We start from the raw sequence: 24,503 nt of genomic DNA, 5'->3' as shown, positions 1-24,503 counted from the left end.
GTTTCCATGGCGTCCGGTCTTACCATGGCGTCCGGTCTTACCATGGCGTCGGGTCTTACCACGGACCGCGTTCGGGATCCCCTGCGGCCGGCTCACCCCTCGAGCGGCGCCGTCGCCCGCTCGAGCCAGTCGCGCGTCGCGGTGTCGAGCCCGGGCGCCAGGGTCTCGCGGACCCTCGCATGATAGGCGTCGATCCAGGCCCGCTCCCCGGGCTCGAGCAGGTCCGGCCGGATCAGCCGGCGGTCGTAGGGAGCGAGCGTCAGCGTCTCGAAGCCGAGCATCGGGCGCTCCCCGCCCGCGATCGCGCGGGCCTCGACCAGGACGAGGTTCTCGATCCGGATGCCGTAGGCGCCGCGGGCGTAGTAGCCCGGCTCGTTCGACAGGATCATGCCGGGCTCGAGCGCCACCGTGCCGGTCTTGGCGATCCGCTGCGGCCCCTCGTGCACCGACAGGAAGGCGCCGACGCCGTGACCGGTGCCGTGGTCGAAGTCGAGGCCCGCCTGCCAGAGCGGTGCCCGCGCGAAGGCGTCGATCTGGGCGCCGGTCGTGCCGACCGGGAACACCGCCCGGGCGATGGCGACGTGCCCCTTCAGCACCCGCGTGAACCGGTCGCGCATCTCCGGGCTCGGCGCGCCGACCGCGACCGTCCGGGTGATGTCGGTGGTGCCGTCCGGGTACTGCGCTCCCGAATCGATCAGGAACAGCTCGCCCGACTGGACCGCCCGGTCCGTGGCGCGGCTCACCCGGTAGTGGACGATCGCGCCGTTCGGTCCGGAACCCGAGATCGTGGGGAACGAGACCTCGCGCAGGTCGCCGCCGGCGGCCCGGAAATCTTCTAGGGCCTCGACGGCGGCGATCTCGGTGAGGCCGCCGGCCACGGCCGCACCGTCGAGCCAGGCGAGGAAGCGCGCGACGCTCGCCCCGTCCCGGACATGGGCGGCGCGGGCGCCCGCGATCTCGGCGGCGTTCTTGACCGCCTTCATGCCGGTTATCGGGTCCTTGCCGACATCGGCCGTGCCGCCGGCAGCCTCGATCTTCTCCTTCACGGCGACGGCGCCGGTGGCCGCGTCGAGGCGGACGCGCGCGCCCGCCAGGGATGCCAGCCCGTCGTCCAGGTCCGCCCGCGGCAGGATCTCGGCGATCGGCGCGAGTTCCGCCCGCAGGGCCGGATCAACGTTCGGAGAGACGAGGTACAGCCGGGCCCGTCCCTCGCGCGGCAGGATGGCGTAACCCAGCGCCAGGGGCGTGTGGGCGACGTCGGACCCGCGCAGGTTGAAGGCCCAGGCCAGGTTGTGCGGGTCGGAGATCACCAGGGCATCGCAGCCGCCCTCGGCGAGCGCCGCCCGGATCCGGGCGAGCTTGTCGGCGGACGCCTCGCCGCACAGCGCGTCCGGATGGACCACCACCGGACCGGCCGGCGGCCGCGGCCGACCGGCCCAGACCGCGTCGACGAGGTTCGGCACCGCCCGCACGGTCCCGCCGGCGCGGGTCACGGCCCGCTCCAGGCGCGCCAGACCGTCCGGGGTGTGCAGCCAGGGATCGTAGCCGAGCACCTGATCCCGCCGCAGGTTGGCCCCGACCCAGGCCTCCGGCGTCGATTCGGCGAGCGGCACCACCGTGACGAGACCGGTATCGACCTGCTCGGGCGCCTGCAGGGTGTAGCGCCCGTCGACGACCAGCGCCGCGGGCTCCATCAGGATCACGGCCGTGCCGGCCGAGCCGGTGAAGCCGGTGAGCCAGGCCAGCCGCTCGGCGTCGGCGGGAACGTATTCCGACTGGTGCTCGTCGGCCCGCGGCACGACGAAGCCGTCGAGTCCGGTCTCGCGCAGCGCCGCCCGGAGGGCCTCGATCCGCTCGGCGCCCTTCCGGTGGCTCGGGTCGTCGAAGCTCTGGAAGCGCTGGCGCTGTCGGGACGGACGGGTCTCGGTCATGTGGCGAGCCTAGCGCCCGCCGCTCCCGCGTCGCAACACCCTGTTGTCATGAGAAAGAGGTTGGTGGGAGGTCGGTTGCGGTGCTTAAAGATCGTTAGCAATCTTATCACGCCGCGGATTCTCGCTTATTACTCAGACATGCCACGCCGCGTTTACTACCGGATCAGCGACAGACCCGACGGCCGCTTCGACGCCGTCGTGACGATCGAGCCCGACACGGTCGTCCGCCGCGACGGCTTCGATTCGCTCGCCGAACTCGAAGAGTGGATCGACGGCCTGCGCGCGCTGATGGCGGCGCTCGGCGCGCCGGTGTCGCAGGCGGACGCACCGGGGTCGCCGGCCGAGACCGCGGGCGCGCCGGACCGGCCGGGCCGGCTGCGCACCGCGCGCTGATCAGCCGTTCGTGATCGGCAGGTCCGGCGCCCGGTCCGCGGGTGCCCCGTCGTAGCCCTCGATCCAAGCCCGGCGCGCGGGCGAGTCGGCCGGATAGGGGCAGGCATCCTTGGGCCGCCCCTGCGCCCGGGCGCGGGCGCCCTCGGCGATGGGGTCAGCGGGCGGATCGTGGAGCGACGTCTGGCTCATGGCCGGACAACACGCCGGCGCGCGGGGAGTTCGGGGCGATGCCGCGCGGGTCAGCGCCGCGGACGCTGCGCCGCACCACCGCGCGCCAGGACCAGGGCGACCCACCCCTCGATCACGCCGCGCCGCACGAGGGAGAAGCCCTGGAGACGGTAGGCGGAGAGCACGCCCGGCACGTCGCGCTCGATCAGGCCGGACAGGACCAACACACCCTCGGTGGCGACGACCCGCGCCAGGGTCGGCGCCAGGAGCCTGAGTGGCCGGGCCAGGATGTTGGCGAAGACGAGATCGAAATGGCGCGGTCGGTCGGCGAGGCGGTGGCGGACCCCGGGCCCCTCGTAGAGCTTGAGATAGGGGCCGAGCCCGTTGGCGCGGGCGTTCTCGCGGGCCGTGCGCACGGCCTCCGCGTCGAGGTCGCCGGCCACCACCGGCTGCCGCAGGGCCTTGGCGGCCGCGAAGGCGAGGATCCCGGTTCCCGTGCCGACGTCGAGGACGTGGACCGGGCGCCAGCGCTTGAGTTCCGAGACCAGGGCGCGGAGGCAGCCCAGCGTCGTTCCGTGATGCCCGGTCCCGAAGGCGAGGGCGGCCTCGATCTCGATGGCCAGATCGTTGCCCCGGACCGAGTCGCGGTCGTGCGAGCCGTGGACGAGGAACCGGCCGGCCCGGACCGGCTTCAGGCCCTCCAGCGACGCGCGCACCCAGTCCTGCTGGTCGATCGTGCGGAACTCCGCCGCGTCGGCCGCGTCGCCGATGACCGGGCGGATCAACTCGCGGACGTAATCCTCGTCGGGGGCGTCCGCGAAGTAGGCCTCAAGCCGCCACGTGCGCCCGTCCTCGTCCTCGAAGGCCGCCACCGCGGTCTCCGTGGGATCGAACATCTCTCCGAGGAGGTCGGTCATCGCGCGGGCCGAGCGTTCGTCGGTCAGCAGACGCAGGACGTGGGACGGGCGATGGGGCGGCAGGCCTTCGAGCATGGTGCCCGGCTGTAACGCCGGGGCGCGCCGCAGCCCAGGGGCTGGCGCGAAAAAATCCGGGCCCGGCAAGGGTGGGGCCGCGGGGCAGGGCGGCGGAGCGGACCGGCGGCCCCGCCCGTTGTTGCCGGACGGTCACAAGCGCCAATACTTATCTTCTGCGCGACTCAAACCAGTGTCCACAGCCATCGCGTGTGCTTAAACAATCTCGGCTTACCCAAGGCCGGACCCTCAACTCGGGCGCGCCGCACTTCCCGGAGCGGCGCGCCTGTTTTGACAGACGATCGTGCTGCCATGACCGCGCCTCTCCTCATCAGCGTCGCCTTCGCGGCCGTGACCGCTGGCGCCGCCACGCTCTGGGCCTTGCTGGTCGCGAACGGCATGAACGGCATGCCGGAGGCGCGCCCGACCGAGCGGCACGACATCCGGACCTGGTGACGGCGCGACACCGATTCGCGCGAGCGGGCGCCCAGGAATGAGGCAGGTTGTTCGCGCGTTAACCAAATGATGTACGGCAGCTGCGGAACTGGCCGACTTGCGCGGCGTTTTTGCCGGCTTTTTACGTGAATCACGATTGAGCAAGGTGCGTACAGCGTGACCAAGTCTCGGCGTTCCGGCCCCCGCGGGCCTGTGGTCGTCAACGGCGCGGCCGTGCCTGCCCGACCACGCGAGCGTATCTTCGGCGGTCCCGCACCGGACGGGCCGCTCCCGGGCCATCTCCTCGTCCTGCTGAGCCGCCTCCACCGGGCCGAGGCCGAGCCCAAGGACCGGCCGGAGGCCAAGCTCGGCTGACGCGCGGTCACCCGGGTCGGCCGGGCCTTGGCCGACCGCCCGCGCGCGCCTATGATCCCCGTCGTTCCCCGCCGTATATAGCGGGTCGCGACCGGAGAGATCTGCGTGATGCCCCTGCCTCGACGGATCCTGGTCGCCTGCGGGCTCGCGGCGCTGGTTCTCGCGCCGACCGACAGGGCCGCGCGGGCGGACGAGCCGGTCGTCGTGTTCGCGGCCGCGAGCCTCAAGAACGCCCTCGACGACGCCGCGGCAGCCTGGACGAAGGCGACCGGCAAGACCGCGCGGATCTCCTACGCCGGCTCGAACGCCCTCGCGAAGCAGATCGAGGCGGGGGCGCCGGCAGACCTGTTCATCTCGGCCGACCTCGCGTGGATGGATTACGTCGACCGGGCCGGGCTGCTGAAGGCCGGCTCGCGGATCGACCTCCTGCGCAACGCCCTGGTGCTGATCGCCCCGGGGCCGAAGGACAGCGCCGCGGATCCGCAGGTGGCCCTGGCGCCGAACCTCGGCACCACGCTGACGCGGATGCTCGGCGGCGGGCGGCTGGCGATGGCGACGATCGACGCCGTTCCCGCCGGCAAGTACGGCAAGGCCGCCCTGGAGAAGCTCGGCGCCTGGGATGCCGTGAAGGGGCAGGTCGCCCAGGCCGAGAACGTGCGCGCCGCCCTCCTGCTGGTCGCCCGGGGCGAGGCGCCGCTCGGCATCGTCTACGCCACCGACGCGGCCGCGGACCCGAGCGTCCACGTTGTGGCGACCTTCCCGGCCGACAGCCACCCGCCGATCGTCTATCCGGCGGCGGTGACCCGGGAGTCGCGCAACCCGGATGCCGGGACGCTGCTCGGCTACCTGCGCGGCCCGGAGGCCCGGGGCTCCTTCGAGCGCCAGGGCTTCACGGTGGTCGCGCAGCCCGGCGCCAGCCAGTAGCGGCGCGCCGCCCCCTTGCTCGGGCTCACGCCGGACGAGTGGACCGCCGTCGGCCTGAGCCTGCGGGTGGCGACGGTGGCGACGCTCGCGAGCCTCGTGCCCGGCCTCGCCGTGGCGTGGCTGCTGGCGCGGCGCCGGTTTCCCGGCCGCGCCCTGCTGGACGGGCTGGTCCACCTGCCGCTGATCCTGCCCCCGGTCGTGACCGGCTACCTGCTGCTGCTGGCCTTCGGCCGGCGCGGCCCGCTCGGCGCGCCCCTCGCCGAGATCGGCGTGGTCTTCTCCTTCCGCTGGACCGGGGCGGCGCTGGCCTGCGCGGTGATGGGCTTCCCGCTCATGGTGCGGGCGATGCGGCTGTCGATCGAGGCCGTGGACCGGCGCCTGGAGCAGGCGGCCGGGACGCTGGGCGCGAACCCCTTCGCGGTGTTCCTGACGATCACGCTGCCCCTCAGCCTGCCCGGGTGCCTCGCGGGCGCCGTGCTGGCCTTCGCCAAGGCGATGGGGGAGTTCGGCGCGACCATCACGTTCGTCTCGAACATCCCGGGCGAGACCCAGACCCTGCCGTCGGCGATCTACACGCTGACGCAGGTTCCGGGCGGGGAGGGGCCGGCCCTGCGCCTCACCCTGATCTCGATCGCGCTGTCGGTCGCGGCCCTGCTGGTGTCGGAATTCCTGGCGCGGCGGGCCGGTCGGCGCCTGGGGGCGGGCTGAATGGCGACCGATCCGGGGCGGGACGCCCGCTCAGGCATACGCGTAGGGCCCGCCCTGCTGCAGGGCCCTCTGGTAGGCCGGACGGGCGTGGATGCGCGCGAGCCAGTCCGCGACGCGCGGGCCCGCGCCCGTGCCGCGCGCCGCGAAGGCCTCCAGCGGGAAGCTCATCAGGATGTCGGCCGCGGTGAAATCGGCGCCGCAGAAATACGGGCGGCCGGCGAGTTCCGTCTCCCAGAAGGCCGCGTGCCGGCGCAGGTCCGGATCGACGAAGCCCCGCAGCACCGTGTCGGCGATCCGCCGGACGAGGGGCCGCAGCGGCCAGGGACTGCCCGGCGCCAGCCGCCCGAAGACCAGCTTCAGCAGCAGCGGCGGCATCGCCGAGCCCTCGGCGTAGTGCGACCAGTAGACGTAGCGCCGCCGCTCCTCCGTCCCGGGCCCGGGCACCAGCCGCGCGCCGGCCAGATCCGTCAGGTAGGCGACGATCGCGCCGGTCTCGGCGACCACCGTCCCGCCGTCGGTGATCACCGGCGCCTTGCCCAGCGGGTGGACGGCCAGGAGTTCGGCCGGCGCGCGCAGGGTCCGCGGGTCGCGGGCGTGGCGGATCACGCGGTAGGGCAGCTCCAGTTCCTCCAGCAGCCAGAGCACGCGCTGCGAGCGGCTGTTCTCGAGGTGGTGGACCGTGATCATCGCGGGCAAGTCCGGGCCGGCGTCGGGACGCGCCGGGGCTCCTGTTACGCGAGTCTGTCCGCGTGAGCATCCAGGTCGACGTCCAGCTCCGGCGCGGCGCCTTCGCGCTCGCGGCCGCCTTCGAGGCCGGGCCGGGGCTGACCGCCCTGTTCGGGCGCTCGGGCTCGGGGAAGACCACGCTGATCGACCTGATCGCCGGCCTCGCGCGGCCGGACCGGGGCCGGATCGTCGTCGGCGGCACCCCGTGGGTCGACACCGCGTCCGGCCTGGTGCTGCCGTCGCACCGGCGCCACGTCGGCGTGGTGTTCCAGGACGCGCGGCTGTTCCCGCATCTCAGCGTCCGGACCAATCTCGGCTACGGCCGGGTCTTCGCGCGGCGCCGCGCCGACCCGGCGGCCTTCGCGGCCGTGACCGACATGCTCGGCATCGACCATCTCCTCGACCGGCGGCCCGCCGGTCTCTCGGGCGGCGAGCGCCAGCGGGTGGCGATCGGCCGAGCGCTGCTGGCGAGGCCGCGCCTCCTGCTGATGGACGAGCCCCTCGCGGCCCTGGACGAGGCCCGCAAGGCCGAGATCCTTCCCTACATCGAGCGCCTGCGCGACGAGGCCGGCGTGCCGATCCTCTACGTCAGCCACGCCGTCTCCGAGGTGGCCCGGCTCGCCAACACGGTGATCGTGCTGGAGGCCGGGCGGGTGGCCGCCGCCGGCCCCGCGGAGACGATCCTGCGCCGCGCCGATCTCGTGCCGATCCACGAGGCCGAGGCCGGCGCGCTCCTCGACATGGTCGTCGAGGCCCTCGACGCCGCCACCGGGCTCACGCGCCTGACGGGCGCCGCCGGGAGCCTGCTGGTGCCGGGCCTGTCGCGCCCGGCCGGGACGCGGCTGCGGGTGCGCATCCCCGCCCGCGACGTGCTCGTCGCCACCGAGCCTCCCCGCGGCCTCAGCGCCCGCAACGTGCTGGCCGGCCGGATCTGCGGCTTGACGGCCGCGGGCGCCGAGACGGCGGTGGAGATCGACTGCAACGGCGCCCGTCTCGTGGCGCGCGTGACCGGCGCGGCCGTCCGCGAACTCGGCCTCGCCCCGGGGCGCGAGGTCCACGCCATCGTCAAGAGCGCGTCCTTCGATCCGGCGGGGATCGGCCTGCTGCGGCCTCCGCGGGCGATCTGAGACCGCGACGCGGCTCGGCGCGACGAGCCCGGGAGGCGCACCCGGGGCGCAGACCACTCGCTTTGGTTGTAGAATTGAGCATTAAAACAACCATTAGTTAGAACATCGCCGCCACGATGGATCGTGCAGTGGTCGTGCTGCGCGAGTCGCGGAGGGCGATGCGATGGGCATGCGGCGCTTGCGCCGGCGGAGTGCGCCGAACGGGTGGACCTGCCGGCGCGGTAGTTCCGCGGTGGAGTTCGCCCTCGTGGCGCCCGTGCTGTTCCTGCTCTTCGCCGGGATCGCGGTGTTCGGGATCTGCCTCGGCGCGGCCCACAACCTCCGCCAGATCGCCGCCGAGGCGGCCCGCGCCTCCGTGGCCGGCGTCACGGATGCCGAGCGCGCGAATCTCGCCCAGTCCATGGTGAACCGGAGCCTGAGCGCCGGCGCGATGTTCCGGCCGGGCAGCATCGTCGTGCAGGTCGGGCCGGATCCCAGCGACGCGACGGTGTACACGGTCACCGTCACCCTCGACGCCAACACGCTCGGCATCAACGCCTTCGCGCGCCTGCTGCCGATGCTCCCGACCGTGCTGCGCAGCACCGTCAGCGTCCGGAAGGGCGGCCTGTGATCGGCCGGGGCGGGCGCCTGCGCCGCTTCGGGGCCGCGCGCGGCGGCAACGTCGCGATCCTGGTGGCGCTCGGCAGCGCGATGCTGATGGGGGCGGGCGCGGTCGGGATCGATCTCGGCCTGGTCTTCCAGGCGCGGCGCAAGGCGCAGGGGGCGGTGGACATCGCCGCCATGCTGGCGGCCGTCGATCCGAGCCAGGCCGACACGGTCGCCCGCCGCTCCCTCGGCGACAACGGCTACGGCGCGGCGACCGCCACGGTCGCGCCCGGCAGCTACGACGCGAGCACCAAGGGCGTCGCCCCGGGCGGCCGGTTCAGCGCCGGCGGCAGCCCGGCGAACGCGGTGCGGGTCGGCCTCGCGACCTCGGTCCCGGTGACCTTCGGCCGGGCGATCGGCCTGCCCGCCGCGGTGCCGCTGCGGGTGACCGGCACCGCCGCGAGCGCGCAATTCGCCGCCTTCACGATCGGGTCCGGCACGCTGAAGCTCGACGGCGGCATCGCCAACGCCCTGCTCGGCGCGCTGCTCGGCGCCAAGCTGTCGCTCAGCGTCAGCGACTACGATGCCCTGGCCAGCGCCCGCGTCGACGGGCTGCGCGTCCTCGACGCCCTCGGGGCGAGCCTCAACATGCAGGCCGCGAACTACACCGACATCGTTCAGGCGAATGCCAGCGTCGGTCAGATGCTGATGGCGCTCCGGGTCGCCGCGGCGGACAACGGCAGCGCGGTGTCGGCCCTGTCGGGGATCCTCAACGCCCTGCCGAATGCCGGAAACCTCGTCGCGATCGGCCAGGTGGACGGGCTCGGCGACGCCGCCGCGCTGGCGCCGCCGCGGGGCTTCGCCGGCCCCTCGCTCAACGTGCTGAACCTGCTGGGCGCGGCCGCCTCCCTGGCGAACGGCCAGAATCAGGTGGCGATCGATCTCGGAGCCACGGTGCCCGGCCTGCTCTCGACCCGCCTGACCCTGGCGATCGGAGAGCGCAAGCGCAGCTCCGGCTGGGTCCGGCCGGGCAGCCGGAACGCCACCGTGCAGACGGCGCAGACCCGGCTGCTGATCGAGACCACCGTCACGGCGCTCGGGCTCGGAACCATCACCCTGCCGGTCTACGCGGAGGTGGCACCGGCGCAGGCGACCCTGCGGTCGCTCAGCTGCGCCGGGTCCGGCGGACGCAAGGTCACCCTCGACGCGCAGACGGGACTGGCGACGCTGGCGATCGCGCAGGTGCCGCGCACCGCGATCAACGGGGGCAGCGCGAGCCCCGACCTGTCGCAGCCCGCGCCCCTGGTCACGGTGCTCGGGATCACCGTCTCCGGGCGCGCCCTGGCGACGCTCGGCACCGGATCGCAGACCCTCGTGTTCTCGGACGCGGACATCGCCAACCACACGGTTCGCACGGTCGCCTCGGGCAACCTGACCCAGTCGCTCACCGGCAGCCTGCTGCGCAATCTCGTGCTGAGCGTCGGCGACGTCGGCGTGCCGCCGCTGATCCAGTCGACCCTGACGACCGCCCTGGGCACCGTGACGCCGGGTGTCGACCTCGTGCTCGACACCGTCCTGCGCAGCCTCGGCCTGCGTCTGGGCTACGCCGACCTCGAGGTCGACGGCACCCTCTGCAACCAGGCCGTGCTGGTGCAGTGAGCCGGGCCGGACGGCCCGGCAGAGCCCCGACAGGACGCGGCAGCCCCGCTCAGTGGCCGCCGCGGCGCGCACCGGTCGTGGAGGCCTTGGCGATGCGCCGTCCGAGGTGCAGCAGCAGCATGTCGATCAGGAGTTGAAGCTCGGAATCCGCCACCCCCTCCAGGGCGTCGCGGCATTCGAGAGCGCGGTCGACCGCCTGGGTGAGCGCGTCCGCGGGCTCGGGCATCGCGCGCGTCGCCGACGGCTCGTCGGTCACGTCGATGATGACACCGTGCCCGAGGCGCCGGCTCGACGCGCCCGGCGGGATCCGGCCACGATCGAGGATCCGGCGGACCTGCCCCGAGGGCGACAGCGTCCGGTACTCGGCCACGAACAGGCCGCCGCGCTCGCGCAGAGCCTTGAACTGCCGCACCACGGCCGGCCGATCCTCGGGATGGACGCAGGCCTTGGCGACCGAGAGCGGGAGGGGGCGCCCGGCGAGCCCGGCATCCCCGGCCAGCACCTCGGCGGCGCCGGCATCGAGGACGCACCGCTCGGCGCGCGGCGACCACGACCACGCGCCGATGATCCCGGAGGCGTCGAGGGCGGCCGAGAGGTCGACCGGCCGAGGGCGGGGGCCCTGGATTGCGTCGGCCATCATGGGCGAACTCCGGTTCCAGCGCGCACCGTGCCCGCCTTCGTCGGAGACATACAACCGCTGATGGAATTAATGAGCAGTTAACTCAACTCGATAGCCCGTGAAGCATCAACGGCATTCCCCTGCGCGGACGGCGGAATCCCGATCGTCGGGCCGCCGGGCCGCGCCGATCGGGGCCGGGATCGACCCGCTCAGGTTGCAATCGCGGTCGCGTCTCAGCCGAGCTGCGTGAGCAGCGTGAAGGCGCCGAAAATCAGGACCGCCCCCACCGAGGCGGCGAGCAGGATGAGCGCCGCGCGCGATTCCCGCATCTCCGGTGACATGGCGCCCTCCCTTCGCGGCCCGCGTTGGCTCGCGGGCGAGTTCCGTCAGGATTCGCACCGGCCGGCCGCGCTGTCGACGGCCGAACGGGCTCGCGCGGCGACATCGCCCGCCATCCGGAAAGTCCCGGAGGGCGGGGACGGCGCCCGGCGTCAGGCCGCGGTGCGGCGCTCGACCATCCGCGCCAGGAAGGCGCTGCCGATCGGGATGATCGAGTCGTCGAAGTTGTAGCCGGCATTGTGCAGGCCGGGCCCCGGATTGGCGCCGAGCCAGACATAGGCGCCGGGGACCGCCATGGTCATGTCGGCGAAGTCCTCGCTGCCCATCTTGGGCACGACGTTCGACTCGACCTTGTCGGCGCCCAGGAGCTCGGTGGCGACCTCCGTGGCTGCGGCCGCCTGCGCGGGGGCGTTCTCCAGGACGGAGAACACGTCCTGCAGGTCGACCGTGACCTCGGCGCCGTAGGCGGCGCCGAAGCCGGCCGCCAGCTCGCGCATGCGGGTTCCGGCGAGCGCCCGGATCTCCTTGTCGAAGGTGCGGATCGTGCCGGCGAGATGGGCCGTCTCGGGGATCACGTTGTAGGCGGAGCCCGCCTCGATCCGGGTGATCGACAGGACGATGGACTTCAGCGGGTCGGCGTTGCGCGACACGATCGACTGGAGCGCCTGGGCGAGGCCGGAGGCGATGATGATCGGGTCGACGCCCCGGTGCGGCTGGGCGGCGTGGATGCCCTTGCCGCGGATGTGGATGTCGAAGAAGTCCGCCGCCGCCATGATCGGCCCCGGCCGGAGCTTGATCATGCCGTGGCCGCCGCCGGGCTGGTTGTGCAGGCCGTAGATCTCGTCGCAGGGGAAGCGCTCGAACAGGCCGTCCTTCAGCATGGCCCGGGCGCCGCCGCGGCCCTCCTCGGCCGGCTGGAACACGAACACCGCGGTGCCGTCGAAATCGCGGGTCTCGGCGAGGTAGCGCGCCGCGCCGACCAGCATGGTCGTGTGCCCGTCATGGCCGCAGGCGTGCATCTTGCCCGCGTAGGTCGAGCGATAGGGGAGGTTGGTCTCCTCCTCGATGGGCAGGGCGTCCATGTCGGCGCGCAGGCCGATGCGCTTGCCGTTGTCGGTGCGGCCCTTGAGCAGGCCCACCACCCCGGTGCCGCCGACGCCGCGATGCACCTCGCAGCCGAACGTCTCGAGGAGGTCGGCCACGATGCCGGCCGTCCGGACCTCCTCGAAGCCGAGCTCCGGATGGGCGTGCAGGTCGCGGCGCAGGGCCGTCAGCTCGTCGGCGTAGGTCTTGATGCGGTCGATCGGGCTCATGACTCGGCACTCTCGGGGGGGGACGTGTTGGGAGAGGGTTCGGACGGCGGCGCGCCGTCGCGGGCGTCGCCCGCGTCCGCGCGCCGGAACGGCGTCAGCGTGTCGAGGACGTCGACCGCCTCGGCGACGTGGGCGCGCTCCCGCTGCAAGTAATCGGCCACCGCGCGGCGCAGCGCCGGGTCGGCGATGTCGTGGGCCGAGTGCATCAGGACCGGCCGGTAGCCGCGGGCGAGCTTGTGCTCGCCCTGGGCACCCGCCTCGACCCGCTTCAGGCCCCGGGCGATCGCGAAGTCGATCGCCTGGTAGTAGCAGACCTCGAAATGGAGGAAGGGGTGGTCCTCGATGCAGCCCCAGTTGCGCCCGTAGAGCGCGGTATCGCCGATGAGGTTGATCGCCCCCGCGATGTAGGCGTCCCCGCGCTTCGCCATCACGAGGAGCACCCGGTCGGCCATGCGCTCGGACAGGAGCGAGAAGAACCGGCGGTTGAGGTAGGGCCGCCCCCACTTCCGCGAGCCCGTGTCCATGTAGAAGGCGTAGAACGCGTCCCAGTGGGCCTCGGTGATGGCCGCGCCGGTCAGGTGCTCCACGGTGATGCCCGGCGCCAGGGCGTCGCGGCGCTCCTTGCGGATGGTCTTGCGCTTGCGCGAGGCGAGGGCGGACAGGAAGTCGTCGAAGGTCGCGTAGCCGTCGTTCTGCCAGTGGAACTGCTGGTCGGTGCGCTGCAGGAAGCCGGCCGCGCCGGCCCGCTCCCACTCCGGCTCGCGCATGAAGGTGACGTGGATCGAGGAGGCCTTGGTCTCGCCCCGCAGGGCCCGCAGGCCCGCGACGAGGCCGGCCGTGGCCTCGTCGGGATCGGCCCCCGGGGCGATCAGGAAGCGCGGCCCGGTCACCGGCGTGAACGGCACGCTGACCTGGAGCTTGGGGTAGTAGGCGCCGCCAGCCCGCTCGTAGGCGTCGGCCCAGCCGTGGTCGAAGACGTACTCGCCCTGGCTGTGCGATTTCAGGTAGCAGGGCGCGACGCCGAGGCGGACGCCGTCGCGCTCGACCGAGACGTGGAGCGGCAGCCAGCCGGTCCTGCGCGAGACGCAGCCCGAATCCTCCAGCGCCGACAGGAAAGCGTGCGACAAGAAGGGGTTGTGGGTCTCGTCGCCCGCCGCCAGGGTCTCGGGCGAGAAGGCGCAGGCATCCCATTCCGCCGCGCCGATCTCCTTCAATCCGGGAAGCGCCCGCACGGTCAGTGCGGCGGTCTCCGGCGTCGGCCCGGGTGCTTGCTTCATGGGCCGGACTCTAGCCCCTGACCGGCCGGGGGCAAGCGGGCGGATGCGCGCGGCGACCATGGCAGCGTTGTCAGACGGCCGCCGACGTCACCCGCCCCGCGCTTTCGCGCGGCCTCCAGGACGGCGCGCGGCGACGCGCGCGCGCTCCGAACCGGGCGGCGCCGTCGCGGCCCGCGCTCACTCGCCGAGGCGGCCGACGCACGACACGTCGTCCGCTTTGCAGTCGAGGTATCCCTTCAGGACCTTGATCCGCGCGTCGGTCAGCCCCTTCAGGCAGCCGTTGTACTCCATCGCGTAGGCCGAGCCCCCGTCGAGACCCATGGTCTCGAGGAAGCAGGTCGCGTCCCGGTACGACAGCCAGGCCTTCTGGGCGCCCCGCAGGGCGTCCTTCGTCTTCGGGCCGATCTTCTTCATCAGCTGCCCGTAGACGGCGTTCAGCGCCGTGTCGGCGGCCCGGTAATCGGCAGCCGCGCAGGCGTTGAGATCCGCCTGGGTCGTGCCCGCGCACGGGTCGGCCGCCGAAGCGGGCGCCGGGCAGAGCAGGGTGGCGGCGAGGGCGAGGCCCCCGCAGAGCCGCGCGAAGCGGGCGCGGGCGTCACTCGAAGCGGTCATGGCGATCTTGGTCGGACAGAATCGGACAGGGCGTAGGAAAATTTACGGGGCGAAGCCCTCGAACACCATCTGGTCCGCGTGCGCGGCCGCGCGGGCGCGCTGCTCCGCATTCCGGACCGTCCAGGTCATGACGGGGATCTGACCGAGCAGCCTGCAGAGGTAGGTCGGCGCGCAGGGCAGGTCGTCCACCCGCCAGGACAGGAAGTCGGGCCGCGTCTCGGCGAGGTGCAGCAGGTCGGAGAGGGACCGGCGGAGCGAGGGGGTCAGGGCCGCGTAGACCGGGTCGTCCTGCGTCGTCTCCGCCACGATGCCCCGCGGGATCGCGGCGGGGCAGAGGTCGCGCAGGGCCGCGACCACCTGCGGGTCGAAGGATTTCAGCGCCACCGGCCCGTCATAGGCGGCGGCCACTTCGGCGGCGCGGGTCGCGAGCCGCAGGTCGCCGTCGTAGCGGGACTTCACCTCGATCACCACCGGCACCGCCCCGGCCACCGCCGCCAGGAAGGCCGGCAGCGTCGGGATCGTCTCCGCGGACCCGGCGACGGCGAGCGTCCCGAGTTCGGCGGCCGACCGGTCGGCCAGAGCCGCATTCGCCCCGGTCAGGCGCCCGAGCGCGGCGTCGTGGAAGACCATCGCCTCGCCGTCGGCGCTGAGCTGGACGTCGCACTCGATGGCGAAGCCGCCCGCGACGGCCGCCCGGGCCGCCGCCAGCGTGTTCTCCGGCCGGCCCGCCGCGCGGTCGTGCAGGCCGCGATGGGCGATCGGCCGCGCGGTGAGCCAGTCGGGGGCGGCCACCGTCAGCGGACCTCGAACATCGCCTCGACCTCGACGGCGGCGTCGAGGGGCAGCTCGGCCACGCCGACGGTGGAGCGCGCGTGGCGCCCGCGGTCGGCGAGGAGCTCGACCATCAGGTCGGAGGCGCCGTTCATCACCCCGGCCACGGCCGAGAAGCCCGGCGCCGCGTTGATGAAGCCGCCGAGCCGCACGCACTGCACCACCGCGCGGTCGAGGTCGCCCACCGCGGCCTCGAGCTGGGCGAGGACGTTGAGCGCGCAGAGGCGCGCGGCCGCCTTCCCGGCCTCGGCCGAGACGGTGCCGCCGACCTTGCCCTTGTGCTCGGCCGCGATGGCGCCGTCCGCGCCGAAGCAGACTTGGCCGGAGATCACCACGAGGTTGCCGGTGCGCACGAACGGCACGTAGTTGGCGACCGGCGCCGCCGCCTTCGGCAGGGTCAGGCCCAGCGCCGTCAGGCGTTCCTTGATCGAGCTCATCGGGGTCTCCCAGGTTCCTGCGAATCCGCGGGAGCAGGAGCACGGCCGCCCCCCGCGGCGCAAGGGCCGCCGCCGCGAAGGCCGGGATCGCGGCCCCGCGATCGCCTGCGGCCCGGGTCGGGACCGCCGCAGATTCACCGTCGCGATCGGCCTTCCCGGTGCCGCGCGCAGGGCTGCCCGGCGGGCCCGCCGGGCACTGAAACGTTGACAGGCGGCGGCTCTTTCATAGTAATCGCGCGCGTGCCGCCCAGGACTGAGGCGGCACTTTCATTTGGAGCCGGCTCAACGCTCGCTCCGGGATCCTGCGTGAAACGGAGATGGGACCCGTGACGTCAGCCCTTCTGCCGACCTACGTCCGTGCGCCGCTCGCCTTCGAGCGCGGCGAGGGCGCCTGGCTCGTGACGGAGGGCGGGGAGCGATATCTCGACTTCGGCGCCGGCATCGCGGTGAACGGCCTCGGCCACGCGCACCCGCACCTCGTCGGCGCGCTGACCGAGCAGGCGGGCAAGATCTGGCACACCTCGAACCTGTTCCAGATCCCGGGCGGCGAGCGCCTCGGGCAGCGCCTCGTCGACGCGACCTTCGCGGACGTGGTGTTCTTCTGCAACTCGGGCGCCGAGGCGAACGAGGCGGCGATCAAGATCGCCCGCAAGTACCACGCGGCCGGCGGGCAGCCGGAGCGCTACCGGATCGTCACCTTCGCGGGCGCCTTCCACGGGCGGACGCTGGCGACGCTCGCGGCCGGCGGCCAGCAGAAGTACATCGAGGGTTTCGGTCCGAAGGTCGAGGGCTTCGACCAGGTCCCGGCCGGCGACTGGGCGGCGCTGGAGGCGGTGATCGGGCCGGAGACGGCGGCGCTGATGATCGAGCCGATCCAGGGCGAGGGCGGCGTGCGGGAGATCCCCCACGCGGACCTGCGCCGGCTGCGCGAGATCTGCGACGCCAACGGCCTCCTGCTGATCATGGACGAGGTCCAGACCGGCGTCGGCCGCACCGGGCGGCTGTTCGCGCACGAATGGTCCGGCATCACCCCGGACATCATGAGCGTCGCCAAGGGCATCGGCGGCGGCTTCCCCCTGGGCGCCTGCCTCGCGACCCGCGAGGCCGCGCGCGGCATGACGGCCGGCACGCACGGCACCACCTTCGGCGGCAACCCGCTCGCAATGGCGGTGGGCAACGCCGTGCTGGACGTCGTGCTCGAGGAGGGCTTCCTCGCGCGCGTCGCCCGCTCCGGCCTGCTGCTCAAGCAGAAGCTCGCGGCCCTGCGCGACCGCCACCCGCACGTCATCCAGGAGATCCGCGGCGAGGGGCTGATGCTGGGCCTCAAGCTCGGCGTGCCGAATACCGACTTCGCCGCCGCCGCGCGGGACGCGCACCTGCTGGTGATCCCGGCGGGCGACAACATCGTCCGCCTGCTGCCGCCGCTGACCATCGGCGAGGCCGAGATCGACGAGGCGGTCCGCCGCCTGGACGCGGCGGCGTCCGGCTTCGAGGCCGTGCGCGGCGCGGCCGAGTAGGATCGATCCACGAGTTTGAGAACACCGCCCTCCGGACCCCGGAGGGCGGCCCGAAGCATTTCCGGGCGCGGTCGATCCCGCCGCGCGTGACGGAGATGCCCCTGCCAGGAGGTAGAGTGCGGTTCATGATCAGGTGATCGTTGAGCAGACTCTAGTTATTGTGACGCGATGAAAGCCCAGATTGACGGCCGGGCACAGGCCCCGGCCAAGCACCTGAACGGTGCCGGCCCTCGCCATTTCCTCGATCTCAAGGATTTCTCCGGGGCGGAGCTGCGCCGGGTCCTCGATGCCAGCGCCGCCATCAAGGCGCGCCGCCGCAAGGGCGAGCTGGCCGCCGAGCGCCCGCTCACCGGAAAGACCCTCGCCATGGTGTTCGACCGGCCCTCGACCCGCACCCGCGTGTCCTTCGACGTGGCGATGCGCGAGCTCGGCGGCGAGACCCTGATGCTCACCGGCTCCGAGATGCAGCTTGGCCGCGGCGAGACCATCGGCGACACCGCGCAGGTGCTCTCGCGCTTCGTCGACGCGATCATGATCCGCATCCTCGACCACGGTCAGATGCTGGAGCTGGCCGAGTACGCCACCGTCCCGGTGATCAACGCCCTGACCAAGGTCTCGCACCCGTGCCAGATCATGGCCGACGTGCTGACCTTCGAAGAGCATCGCGGGCCGATCCGGGGCCGCAAGGTCGCGTGGTCGGGCGACTCGAACAACGTGCTGGCGAGCTGGGTCCACGCGGCCGCGCGCCTCGACTTCACGCTGAACATCGCGAGCCCGCCGGAACTCGCGCCGCCGCCGGCACTCCTCGCCTGGGCGCAGCAGGAAGGTGCCGACATCCACGTCACCACCGACGCCTTCGCGGCGGTGGACGGTGTCGATGCCGTGGTCACCGACTGCTGGGTGTCGATGGGCGACGACGACGAGGCGCACCGGCACAACCTGCTCAGCCCCTATCAGGTCAATGACAAGCTGATGGCGGCGGCGGATCCGGGCGCGATCTTCATGCACTGCCTCCCCGCCCACCGCGGCGAGGAAGTGACGGCCGAGGTAATGGACGGCCCGCGCTCCGTGGTGTTCGACGAGGCCGAGAACCGTCTGCACGCGCAGAAGGGCATCCTGGCCTGGTGCCTGGGCGCCAACGGGCTCTGACGTCGCGGTCACGTCCGGCCTCGCGCTGGCGGGGTCGGCGCACCATATGGGCTTGAGCGGGCGGCCCGTGCCGCCCGTCTCCCCATCACGGCCGCCGGAAGGCGGCATCCCGGCGACGAACGGAGCGCGCTGCGCCGCCGCTCCCGCTCGGGCTGGACGGGGTGAGGGATCCGATCGCTCCGCCAAGGTCATCGCCTCACGCCGCCCGGCCTCCGGGAGGACGGATCCACGCTTCGTCGGCACGAGACGCCGGACGCATCGATCGGAGAGGGCATGACCTCAGGAACGCAGTCGCACCCCCAGTCGCCATCCCAGCCGCAGGCCCAGAATGCCGGCAACGGCCACGCCGGTGCGGACGACGCCGTGCTGCCCTTCGCCGTCGAGGCGCTGGACGTGCGCGGCCGCGTCGTCCGGCTCGGCCCCGCCGTGGACACGATCCTGCGCCGCCACGGCTATCCGGACCCGGTGGCGCGCCTCCTCGGCGAGGCCGCGGCGCTGACGGTGCTGCTCGGCTCCTCGCTCAAGTTCGAGGGCCGGTTCCAGCTCCAGACCAAGACCGACGGTCCGGTCGCGATGATCGTGGTCGATTTCGAGGCCCCGGACCGGCTGCGCGCGACCGCGCGGTTCGAGCCGGAGCGGGTCGCCGCCCTCGGCACCGGCCCGCTCAAGGATGGCGAGCTGATCGGCACCGGTCACCTCGCCATGACCATCGACCAGGGCACCACCGCGAGCCGCTACCAGGGCGTCGTCGCCCTCGAGGGCCAGAGCCTGGAGGAGGCCGCGCACCAGTATTTCCGCCAGTCGGAACAGATCCCCACGCAGGTGCGGCTCGCCGTGGCCGAGGCCGTGGAGGAGGGGGCCGGGCGCTGGCGGGCCGGCGGCCTGCTCGTGCAGTTCCTGCCGCAATCGGTCGACCGGGCACGCCTCGCCGACCTGCCCCCGGGCGACATCCCGGAGGGCCACGCGCATCTCTCGGGGGAAGCGCCGGAGGACGACGCCTGGGTCGAGGCCCGCTCGCTGGTGGCGACCATCGAGGATCACGAGCTGGTCGATCCGAACGTCTCCAGCGAGCGATTGCTCTACCGGCTGTTCCACGAGCGCGGGGTGCGGGTGTTCGACCGCCAGCCCGTCCAGGAGACCTGCCGCTGCTCGCGCGAGCGCGTGATGGGCATGATCCGCTCGTTCACGCCGCAGGAACGGCACGACATGGTGGCGGATGACGGGCGCATCGTCATCACCTGCGAGTTCTGCTCCCGGCGCTACGACCTCGATCCCCAGGAGGTCGAGGCCGAGATCGCCGGACAGCCCGGCCAGTAGAGCGCAGGACAGCGGGCCTGCGGACCAGCATGCCCGCGTCTACGGCCAAGCTTTTCCGCGCGAAACGCACGAAGATCGGTATTCGTTGCGTAAATTTTTGATCCCTCCAGGCTGAACCGTTTCGCGACCTTTGACGTTGCGTCGCAGATTCAACATTGGAGGGTACGCCATGCGGAAATTATCGATCGGATTGGCCGCGCTGCTGATCAGCACCTCGGCCTACGCCCAGCAGGGTGGCGCCGATCGCGGCGCCGGGATGGGCGGTCGCGGCGGTCAGGGTGGCGCCGAGTCCGGCATGAAGGCCGGTGGCGGCGAGCGCGGCGGCATGCAGGGCGGCGCCCAGGGTGGCATGCAGGGTGACATGAAGGGCGGCCGCCAGGCGACGTCCGAGCGCTCCGGTGCCGAGGCAGGCCGGTCCGCGCAGGGCCGCGAGGCCGGCGGCGAGGGCCGCACGGGCCAGGATCGCATGGCTCAGGACAAGGACCGGGCCGGCGCCGAGCGGGGCGACCGTCGCGGTGATCGCGCCGACCGCGACGAGCGCGGGGATCGCGACGGCGCGCGCGCCGATCGCGGTGACCGTCGCGGTGACCGCCGCGCCGACCGCGCCGATTTCCGGGGCCGGACCGACGTGAGCCGGACGGATGTCCGGTCCGAGCGGGTCGAGGGCGGCTTCCGCCGCGAGGGCCGCTACGTGTTCATCGGCGGTCGCCGGGTGGTCTACGGCTCGCCGGAGTATCGCCGCCTGATCGTCACCGAGAACCGCGGCCCGCGCGCGCGCTACGTCGTGATCCGCGGCCAGCGCGTGCTCTACGGTTCGCCCGAGTACCGCCGCCTCGTCAGCGTCCGAGAGACCGGCCCGCGCGAGCGCTACGTCGTCATTCGCGGCCAGCGCGTGGTGTACGGCTCCCCCGAGTACCGCCGCCTCGTCTCCGTCCAGGAGGACCGCTTCGTGACGATCCGCGGCCAGCGGGTGCGCTACGGCTCCGCCGAGTACCGGCGCCTGAGCGGCGGCGGTGCGGTCAGCGCGAGCTTCCGCTCCGAGCAGCGCGCCGGCGCGCGCTTCGACAACCGCGGCGAGCGCGACGGCATCCGCAACGCGTCGCGGAACGAGGGCCGCAACGAAGGCCGGATGGACCGGAACGACCGCGGCCAGGATCGCGGGATGGACAAGGCCTCCCGTCAGCAGGAAGGCAAGAACGACGGCATGCGCAACAGCGACATGCGCGGCGGCCAGCAGGACGGCATCCGGAACGCGTCGGATCGCGGCGGCCAGCAGGGCGGCATGAAGGCCGGCGCCGAGGGCGGCCGGACGGGCGGCGCGGAGCGCGGCGGCATGAGCGGCGGCAGCGGGGGCGGCAACGGCGCCATGGGCGGCGCCCAGGGTGCCGGCCGGAGCGGCGGCCAGACGGGCGGTGCCGGCCGCAACTGAGCGGCGTGAGCGCGGGGGAGAGGCCGACGGGCTCCTCCCCCGCGTCGTTTCGAGCTCGTCCGTCGCCCGTCGGCGGCGGACGAGACCCGGTTCAGACCTTCAGGACGGGCTCGGCGATGTCGCCGCCTCCGCCGCGGGCCCTCAGGTAGTCCGGCTGGAACAGGCACATCCGCACGGCGTCGCGGTAGCGCCCGTTCACGAAGAACTCGTCCTTCAGCACGCCCTCGGGGTGGAAGCCGCAGCGCTCGTAGATCCGCACGGCCCGGGCGTTGTCCCGGTCGACGTGCAGGTAGAGCTTGTGGATGTTGAGCACGCTGAACGCGTAATCCATGGCGATCCGGGTGGCCTGCCACGCGTAGCCGCGGCCCTGGAAGCTCGGGTGGATCGCGATCTGGAACTCGCAGCGCCGGTGCAGGTGGTTGATCTCGACGAGCTCGATGAGCCCGGCCGGCTCCCCGCTCGGATCGGCCACGATGAAGCGCCGCTCGGTCTGGTTGTGGATGTTGCGCTCGTAGAGCTGCTGCAGTTCGGCGAAGGACTCGTAGGCCTCCTCGAACCAGTAGCGCATGATGCTGTCGTTGTTGTTGAGCTGGTGGACGAAGCGCAGGTCCTCCCGCTCCAGCGGACGCAGCTTGATGGTGATACCGGTCACCGCATTCATGACGCACTGGCCTCGATCAGCTCGCGCAGGAAGTGCTCACCCTGGCCCAGGGCATCCAGGGTGATGAACTCGTCGGGCTGGTGCGCCTGGGCGATGTCGCCGGGGCCGCAGACCACCGTCGGGAGACCGGCCGCCTGGAAGCGCCCGGCCTCGGTGGCGTAGGGGACCGCGACGGTGTGGTTGCGTCCGGCGAGGCGCAGGCAGAGGCGCTCGGCCGCCGAGCCCGGCTCCGGGGCGAGGCCGGGGATGTCGACCTCCTCCAGCGTCTCGATCCGCCCGAACGCGCCGTAGCGGTTGAGGCGCTCGCGGGTGACCCGCTCGACCTCGGCCGCGAAGAGCCGCGGGATCTCGGCCGGGTCGAGATCCGGCAGGCCGCGATACTCCCAGAGGAAGCGGCACTCCTTGGCGAGGATATTGCGGGCGGTGCCCCCCTGGATCGTCCCGACATGGACCGTGGTCGAGGCCGGGTCGAACCGCCCGGACGGGTCGCCGCGCTCGATCATCAGGTCGGCGATCCGGTTGAGGCCGGCGACGAGGTCGCAGGCGGCCGCCACGGCGTTCGCGCCGAGGGCGGGGCGGGCGGAATGGGCCTCGTGGCCGTGGACCGTGGTGAGGCAGGTGACGATGCTCTTGTGGGCGTCCGCCACCTCCATCCCGGTGGGCTCGCCGACGATCACCGCGGCCGGCCGCGGCAGGCCGTCGCCGAACCGCGCGATCCCGTCCATCGAGCCGAGGCAGGTCGTCTCCTCGTCGTAGGAGAGCAGGATGTGGATGGGCCGCTTCAGGCCGGCGGCGAGCATGTCGGGCACGAGCGCCAGGGCCAGCGCGTCGAAGCCCTTCATGTCGACCGCGCCCCGTCCGTAGGCACGGCCGTCGGCGACGCGCAGGGTGAACGGGTCGCCGGTCCAGGCCTGGCCCGCCACCGGCACCACGTCGGTGTGTCCGGACAGGACGGTGCCGCCGTCAACCATCGGGCCGACCGTGGCGAGGATCGCGGCCTTGTCGCCCGCCGCGTTCGGGAGGCGCAGGTACGGGACGTCCCAGCCGTCGAGATAGGCGCAGACGGCGTCGATCAGGGCGAGGTTGGACTTGTCGCTCTCCGTGTCGAAGGACACGAGGCGGGCGAGCATGTCGAGCGGGCTCAGCCGCTCGCCGGTCGCGGACATGGATTCCTCCGGGGCGAGGCCCCGGCCGGGACCTCAGTGCAGGCTGCGGCGGACGTGCGGGCTGTCGAGGGAGAAGGCGGGGATCTCGGCCTCGAAGCTCTCGCCGGCCACCGTCGCCATGGTGTAGCTGCCGGCCATCAACCCGTCGGGCGTGTTGAGCGGACAGCCGCTGGTGTAGCAGAAGGACTCGCCCGGCTCCAGCACCGGTTGCTTGCCGACCACGCCGGTGCCGCGCACTTCCTGGCAGGCCCCGTGCCCGTCGATGATCCGCCAGTGGCGCGAGCGCAGCTGGACCTGCTCGCTGCCGTTGTTCACGATCTCGACCGTGTAGGCGAAGAAGTACCGGCTCTCGGTCGGCGAGGACTCCTCCTCGACGAAACGAGACTGGACCGTCACACTTATTCCCCGCGTCTCGGCCTTGTACATCGCCCTAATTGGCCCTTCTTCGGACGGTACGACTCGCTGAAGCCGAATGGAACGCGCTTCCCGGCCGGTGGTAGTGGGCGGCGGAATCGCCGTCAATTGCGGCGGACTACCTCGCGCGGCGCGGCGGGCCGCCGGTCGCGGCGCCGGCCTCACGAGGCCTCCGGACGCGGTTAAGCCCGCGTTAGCGGGTCCCGGCGGACAACGCTGCTCGGCGTGACGCGGACCGGCCGGGGCGCGCGAGGGAGTCAGGGGCGCGATGAACGCGGGCGCAGCCACGGGAGCCGCCGAGACGAGCGCGGACGGCCGATCCGGCATCCTGCCGGCCCAGGCGATCGCCGCCCTCGCGCGGGCGGGCGGCATCCGGAATGCGAGCCCCTTCGCGGCCGATCAGATCCAGCCCGCGAGCCTCGACCTGCGCCTGGGCGCCAGGGCCTACCGGGTGCGGACGAGCTTCCTGCCGGGCTCGGGGCGGACGGTCCAGGCCTGCGTCGACCGGCTGTCGCTCCACGCTGTGGACCTGCGCCCGGGCGCCGTCCTGGAGACGGGCTGCGTCTACATCGCGGAGCTCCAGGAGAGCCTCGCCCTGCCGGCCGATCTCGCGGCGGCCGCGAACCCGAAGAGCTCGACCGGGCGCATCGACGTCTTCACCCGCGTGATCACCGACCGGGGCGAGGCCTTCGACCAGGTCGAGCCCGGCTACGACGGGCCGCTCTACGCGGAGATCTCGCCGCGCACCTTCCCGGTCCTCGTGCGCAGCGGCTCGCGGCTGTCGCAGATCCGCTTCCGCCGCGGGGCGCCGCGGCTGACCGAGGCCGAGCTCGGCCTGCTGCACGCCCGCTCGGCCCTGGTCGACGCCGGCAGCCCGTCCTTCCAGGGCGGCGTGGCGGTCTCGGTGGACCTCGCCGGCTTCGACGGCCTCGTCGGCTACCGGGCGAAGCGCCACACCGGCCTCGTCGACGTCGACGCCCCCGGCCGCCACCGGGCGGCGGATTTCTGGGAACCCCTCGCCGCCGACGGATCGGGCAGCCTGATCCTCGATCCCGGCCAGTTCTACATCCTGGCCTCCAAGGAGGCCGTGCAGGTCCCGCCGGACCACGCCGCCGAGATGGTGCCGTTCGATCCCCTCGTGGGCGAGTTCCGCGTCCACTACGCGGGCTTCTTCGACCCGGGCTTCGGCTATGCCGGGGCCGGCGGGGCGGGCGCGCGGGCCGTGCTGGAGGTCCGCTCCCGCGACGTGCCCTTCCTTCTGGAGGACGGGCAGATCGTCGGCCGCCTCGTCTACGAGCGGATGCTCGACCTGCCGGAGACGCTCTACGGGGCGGGGGCCGGCTCGAACTACCAGGCCCAGGGGCTCAAACTCTCGAAGCACTTCGCCCTGTAGTCCGGCCCGGACGCGCCGACGGGAGCA

26 protein-coding genes are annotated in these 24,503 nt (G+C 73.0%); 13 read left to right on the top strand and 13 right to left on the bottom strand.

The genetic code is table 11. The features are described 5' to 3' along the window. Positions 1-92 precede the first annotated feature (92 nt). The gene (locus tag BM314_RS17185) at positions 93-1,931 is read right to left on the bottom strand and encodes an aminopeptidase P family protein (protein WP_091979172.1); all 1,839 of its coding nucleotides are present in this window, start codon (positions 1,929-1,931) and stop codon (positions 93-95) included. A gap of 138 nt (positions 1,932-2,069) precedes the next feature. On the opposite strand from BM314_RS17185, the gene BM314_RS17180 reads away from it, so the two are divergent. Then, positions 2,070-2,324, top strand: coding sequence for a hypothetical protein (locus tag BM314_RS17180; protein WP_056534027.1), 255 nt, complete (start codon positions 2,070-2,072; stop codon positions 2,322-2,324). On the opposite strand, the gene BM314_RS17175 is transcribed toward BM314_RS17180, so the two are convergent. Together BM314_RS17175 and BM314_RS17170 are read right to left on the bottom strand one after the other, a co-directional pair. Next, entirely contained in the window at positions 2,325-2,513 is a 189-nt protein-coding gene (locus BM314_RS17175; protein WP_091979170.1) for a ribosome modulation factor, read from the bottom strand. 50 nt (positions 2,514-2,563) lie between these two features. Further along, positions 2,564-3,484 (bottom strand): 50S ribosomal protein L11 methyltransferase, encoded by a 921-nt coding sequence (locus tag BM314_RS17170; RefSeq protein WP_091979168.1) that lies wholly within the window; start codon positions 3,482-3,484, stop codon positions 2,564-2,566. Between the two features lie 291 nt (positions 3,485-3,775). On the opposite strand from BM314_RS17170, the gene BM314_RS30640 reads away from it, so the two are divergent. The 4 genes from BM314_RS30640 (at position 3,776) to modB (ending at position 5,905) form a co-directional block, all read left to right on the top strand. Then, the gene (locus BM314_RS30640) at positions 3,776-3,919 is read left to right on the top strand and encodes a hypothetical protein (RefSeq protein WP_020094149.1); all 144 of its coding nucleotides are present in this window, start codon (positions 3,776-3,778) and stop codon (positions 3,917-3,919) included. Positions 3,920-4,132: 213 nt separating this feature from the next. After that, on the top strand, positions 4,133-4,273 hold the full coding sequence (locus BM314_RS17165) for a hypothetical protein (RefSeq protein ID WP_234082796.1): 141 nt from the start codon (positions 4,133-4,135) through the stop codon (positions 4,271-4,273). A 108-nt stretch (positions 4,274-4,381) separates the two neighbouring features. After that, a complete protein-coding gene (gene modA, locus BM314_RS17160; RefSeq protein WP_091979166.1) occupies positions 4,382-5,197 on the top strand; it encodes a molybdate ABC transporter substrate-binding protein in 816 nt (271 codons plus the stop codon). A 15-nt stretch (positions 5,198-5,212) separates the two neighbouring features. Then, positions 5,213-5,905 (top strand): molybdate ABC transporter permease subunit, encoded by a 693-nt coding sequence (gene modB, locus BM314_RS17155; RefSeq protein ID WP_020094152.1) that lies wholly within the window; start codon positions 5,213-5,215, stop codon positions 5,903-5,905. Between the two features lie 30 nt (positions 5,906-5,935). Here modB and BM314_RS17150 read toward each other — a convergent pair whose 3' ends face one another. Continuing rightward, positions 5,936-6,592: a glutathione S-transferase gene (locus tag BM314_RS17150; protein ID WP_091927087.1), complete on the bottom strand. Its 657-nt coding sequence runs from the start codon at positions 6,590-6,592 to the stop codon at positions 5,936-5,938. A 62-nt stretch (positions 6,593-6,654) separates the two neighbouring features. On the opposite strand from BM314_RS17150, the gene modC reads away from it, so the two are divergent. The 3 genes from modC (at position 6,655) to BM314_RS17135 (ending at position 10,002) form a co-directional block, all read left to right on the top strand. Next, entirely contained in the window at positions 6,655-7,758 is a 1,104-nt protein-coding gene (gene modC / locus BM314_RS17145) for a molybdenum ABC transporter ATP-binding protein (protein WP_020094154.1), read from the top strand. Positions 7,759-7,990: 232 nt separating this feature from the next. Beyond that, positions 7,991-8,368: a TadE/TadG family type IV pilus assembly protein gene (locus BM314_RS17140; RefSeq protein ID WP_244539964.1), complete on the top strand. Its 378-nt coding sequence runs from the start codon at positions 7,991-7,993 to the stop codon at positions 8,366-8,368. After that, positions 8,365-10,002, top strand: coding sequence for a TadG family pilus assembly protein (locus BM314_RS17135; protein ID WP_091927085.1), 1,638 nt, complete (start codon positions 8,365-8,367; stop codon positions 10,000-10,002). Before BM314_RS17140 ends, BM314_RS17135 begins: the two co-directional genes overlap by 4 nt. 49 nt (positions 10,003-10,051) lie before the next feature. Here BM314_RS17135 and BM314_RS17130 read toward each other — a convergent pair whose 3' ends face one another. The 6 genes from BM314_RS17130 to BM314_RS17105 all read right to left on the bottom strand — a co-directional run bounded on the left by BM314_RS17130 (position 10,052) and on the right by BM314_RS17105 (position 15,430). Then, positions 10,052-10,642 (bottom strand): PAS domain-containing protein, encoded by a 591-nt coding sequence (locus tag BM314_RS17130; RefSeq protein ID WP_020094157.1) that lies wholly within the window; start codon positions 10,640-10,642, stop codon positions 10,052-10,054. A gap of 470 nt (positions 10,643-11,112) precedes the next feature. Next, positions 11,113-12,273: a M20 aminoacylase family protein gene (locus tag BM314_RS17125; RefSeq protein ID WP_091979164.1), complete on the bottom strand. Its 1,161-nt coding sequence runs from the start codon at positions 12,271-12,273 to the stop codon at positions 11,113-11,115. Further along, positions 12,270-13,550 carry a GNAT family N-acetyltransferase gene (locus tag BM314_RS17120; RefSeq protein ID WP_091979162.1) on the bottom strand — a complete coding sequence of 427 codons (1,281 nt, stop codon included), beginning with the start codon at positions 13,548-13,550 and terminating at the stop codon, positions 12,270-12,272. Before BM314_RS17120 ends, BM314_RS17125 begins: the two co-directional genes overlap by 4 nt. A gap of 177 nt (positions 13,551-13,727) precedes the next feature. Next, complete coding sequence (locus BM314_RS17115) at positions 13,728-14,162, bottom strand: lysozyme inhibitor LprI family protein (RefSeq protein ID WP_091927081.1); 435 nt, start codon at positions 14,160-14,162, stop codon at positions 13,728-13,730. 42 nt (positions 14,163-14,204) lie between these two features. Continuing rightward, positions 14,205-14,954, bottom strand: a complete 750-nt coding sequence (locus BM314_RS17110; RefSeq protein ID WP_091979160.1) for a glycerophosphodiester phosphodiesterase family protein — start codon at positions 14,952-14,954, stop codon at positions 14,205-14,207. Positions 14,955-14,956: 2 nt separating this feature from the next. Continuing rightward, positions 14,957-15,430: a RidA family protein gene (locus tag BM314_RS17105; RefSeq protein ID WP_091979158.1), complete on the bottom strand. Its 474-nt coding sequence runs from the start codon at positions 15,428-15,430 to the stop codon at positions 14,957-14,959. Positions 15,431-15,756: 326 nt separating this feature from the next. Here BM314_RS17105 and BM314_RS17100 point away from each other — a divergent pair, with 326 nt between their 5' ends. The 4 genes from BM314_RS17100 (at position 15,757) to BM314_RS17085 (ending at position 20,842) form a co-directional block, all read left to right on the top strand. Next, positions 15,757-16,947, top strand: a complete 1,191-nt coding sequence (locus tag BM314_RS17100; RefSeq protein WP_026605084.1) for an aspartate aminotransferase family protein — start codon at positions 15,757-15,759, stop codon at positions 16,945-16,947. A 168-nt stretch (positions 16,948-17,115) separates the two neighbouring features. Beyond that, positions 17,116-18,096, top strand: coding sequence for an ornithine carbamoyltransferase (gene argF, locus BM314_RS17095; RefSeq protein WP_091979156.1), 981 nt, complete (start codon positions 17,116-17,118; stop codon positions 18,094-18,096). Positions 18,097-18,369: 273 nt separating this feature from the next. Continuing rightward, positions 18,370-19,413 carry an Hsp33 family molecular chaperone gene (locus tag BM314_RS17090; protein WP_091979154.1) on the top strand — a complete coding sequence of 348 codons (1,044 nt, stop codon included), beginning with the start codon at positions 18,370-18,372 and terminating at the stop codon, positions 19,411-19,413. A 169-nt stretch (positions 19,414-19,582) separates the two neighbouring features. Then, the gene (locus BM314_RS17085) at positions 19,583-20,842 is read left to right on the top strand and encodes a hypothetical protein (RefSeq protein ID WP_091979153.1); all 1,260 of its coding nucleotides are present in this window, start codon (positions 19,583-19,585) and stop codon (positions 20,840-20,842) included. Positions 20,843-20,933: 91 nt separating this feature from the next. Here the strand turns inward: BM314_RS17085 and speG are convergent, their stop codons facing one another. Genes speG through apaG form a run of 3 tightly spaced genes read right to left on the bottom strand, consistent with a single transcriptional unit; the run spans position 20,934 to position 23,095 of the window. After that, entirely contained in the window at positions 20,934-21,485 is a 552-nt protein-coding gene (gene speG / locus BM314_RS17080) for a spermidine N1-acetyltransferase (RefSeq protein ID WP_026605087.1), read from the bottom strand. A 14-nt stretch (positions 21,486-21,499) separates the two neighbouring features. Further along, positions 21,500-22,669, bottom strand: coding sequence for an acetylornithine deacetylase (argE, locus tag BM314_RS17075; protein ID WP_056533989.1), 1,170 nt, complete (start codon positions 22,667-22,669; stop codon positions 21,500-21,502). A gap of 33 nt (positions 22,670-22,702) precedes the next feature. Further along, positions 22,703-23,095 (bottom strand): Co2+/Mg2+ efflux protein ApaG, encoded by a 393-nt coding sequence (gene apaG, locus BM314_RS17070; protein WP_012319280.1) that lies wholly within the window; start codon positions 23,093-23,095, stop codon positions 22,703-22,705. 256 nt (positions 23,096-23,351) lie between these two features. On the opposite strand from apaG, the gene BM314_RS17065 reads away from it, so the two are divergent. Further along, positions 23,352-24,476 carry a 2'-deoxycytidine 5'-triphosphate deaminase gene (locus BM314_RS17065; RefSeq protein ID WP_020094170.1) on the top strand — a complete coding sequence of 375 codons (1,125 nt, stop codon included), beginning with the start codon at positions 23,352-23,354 and terminating at the stop codon, positions 24,474-24,476. Positions 24,477-24,503 lie beyond the last annotated feature (27 nt).

The organism is Methylobacterium sp. 13MFTsu3.1M2 (assembly GCF_900112625.1).
GTDB lineage: Bacteria > Pseudomonadota > Alphaproteobacteria > Rhizobiales > Beijerinckiaceae > Methylobacterium.
The sequence above is the reverse complement of the archived record's forward strand: the minus strand, read 5'-3'. Positions and strand labels throughout refer to the sequence as shown.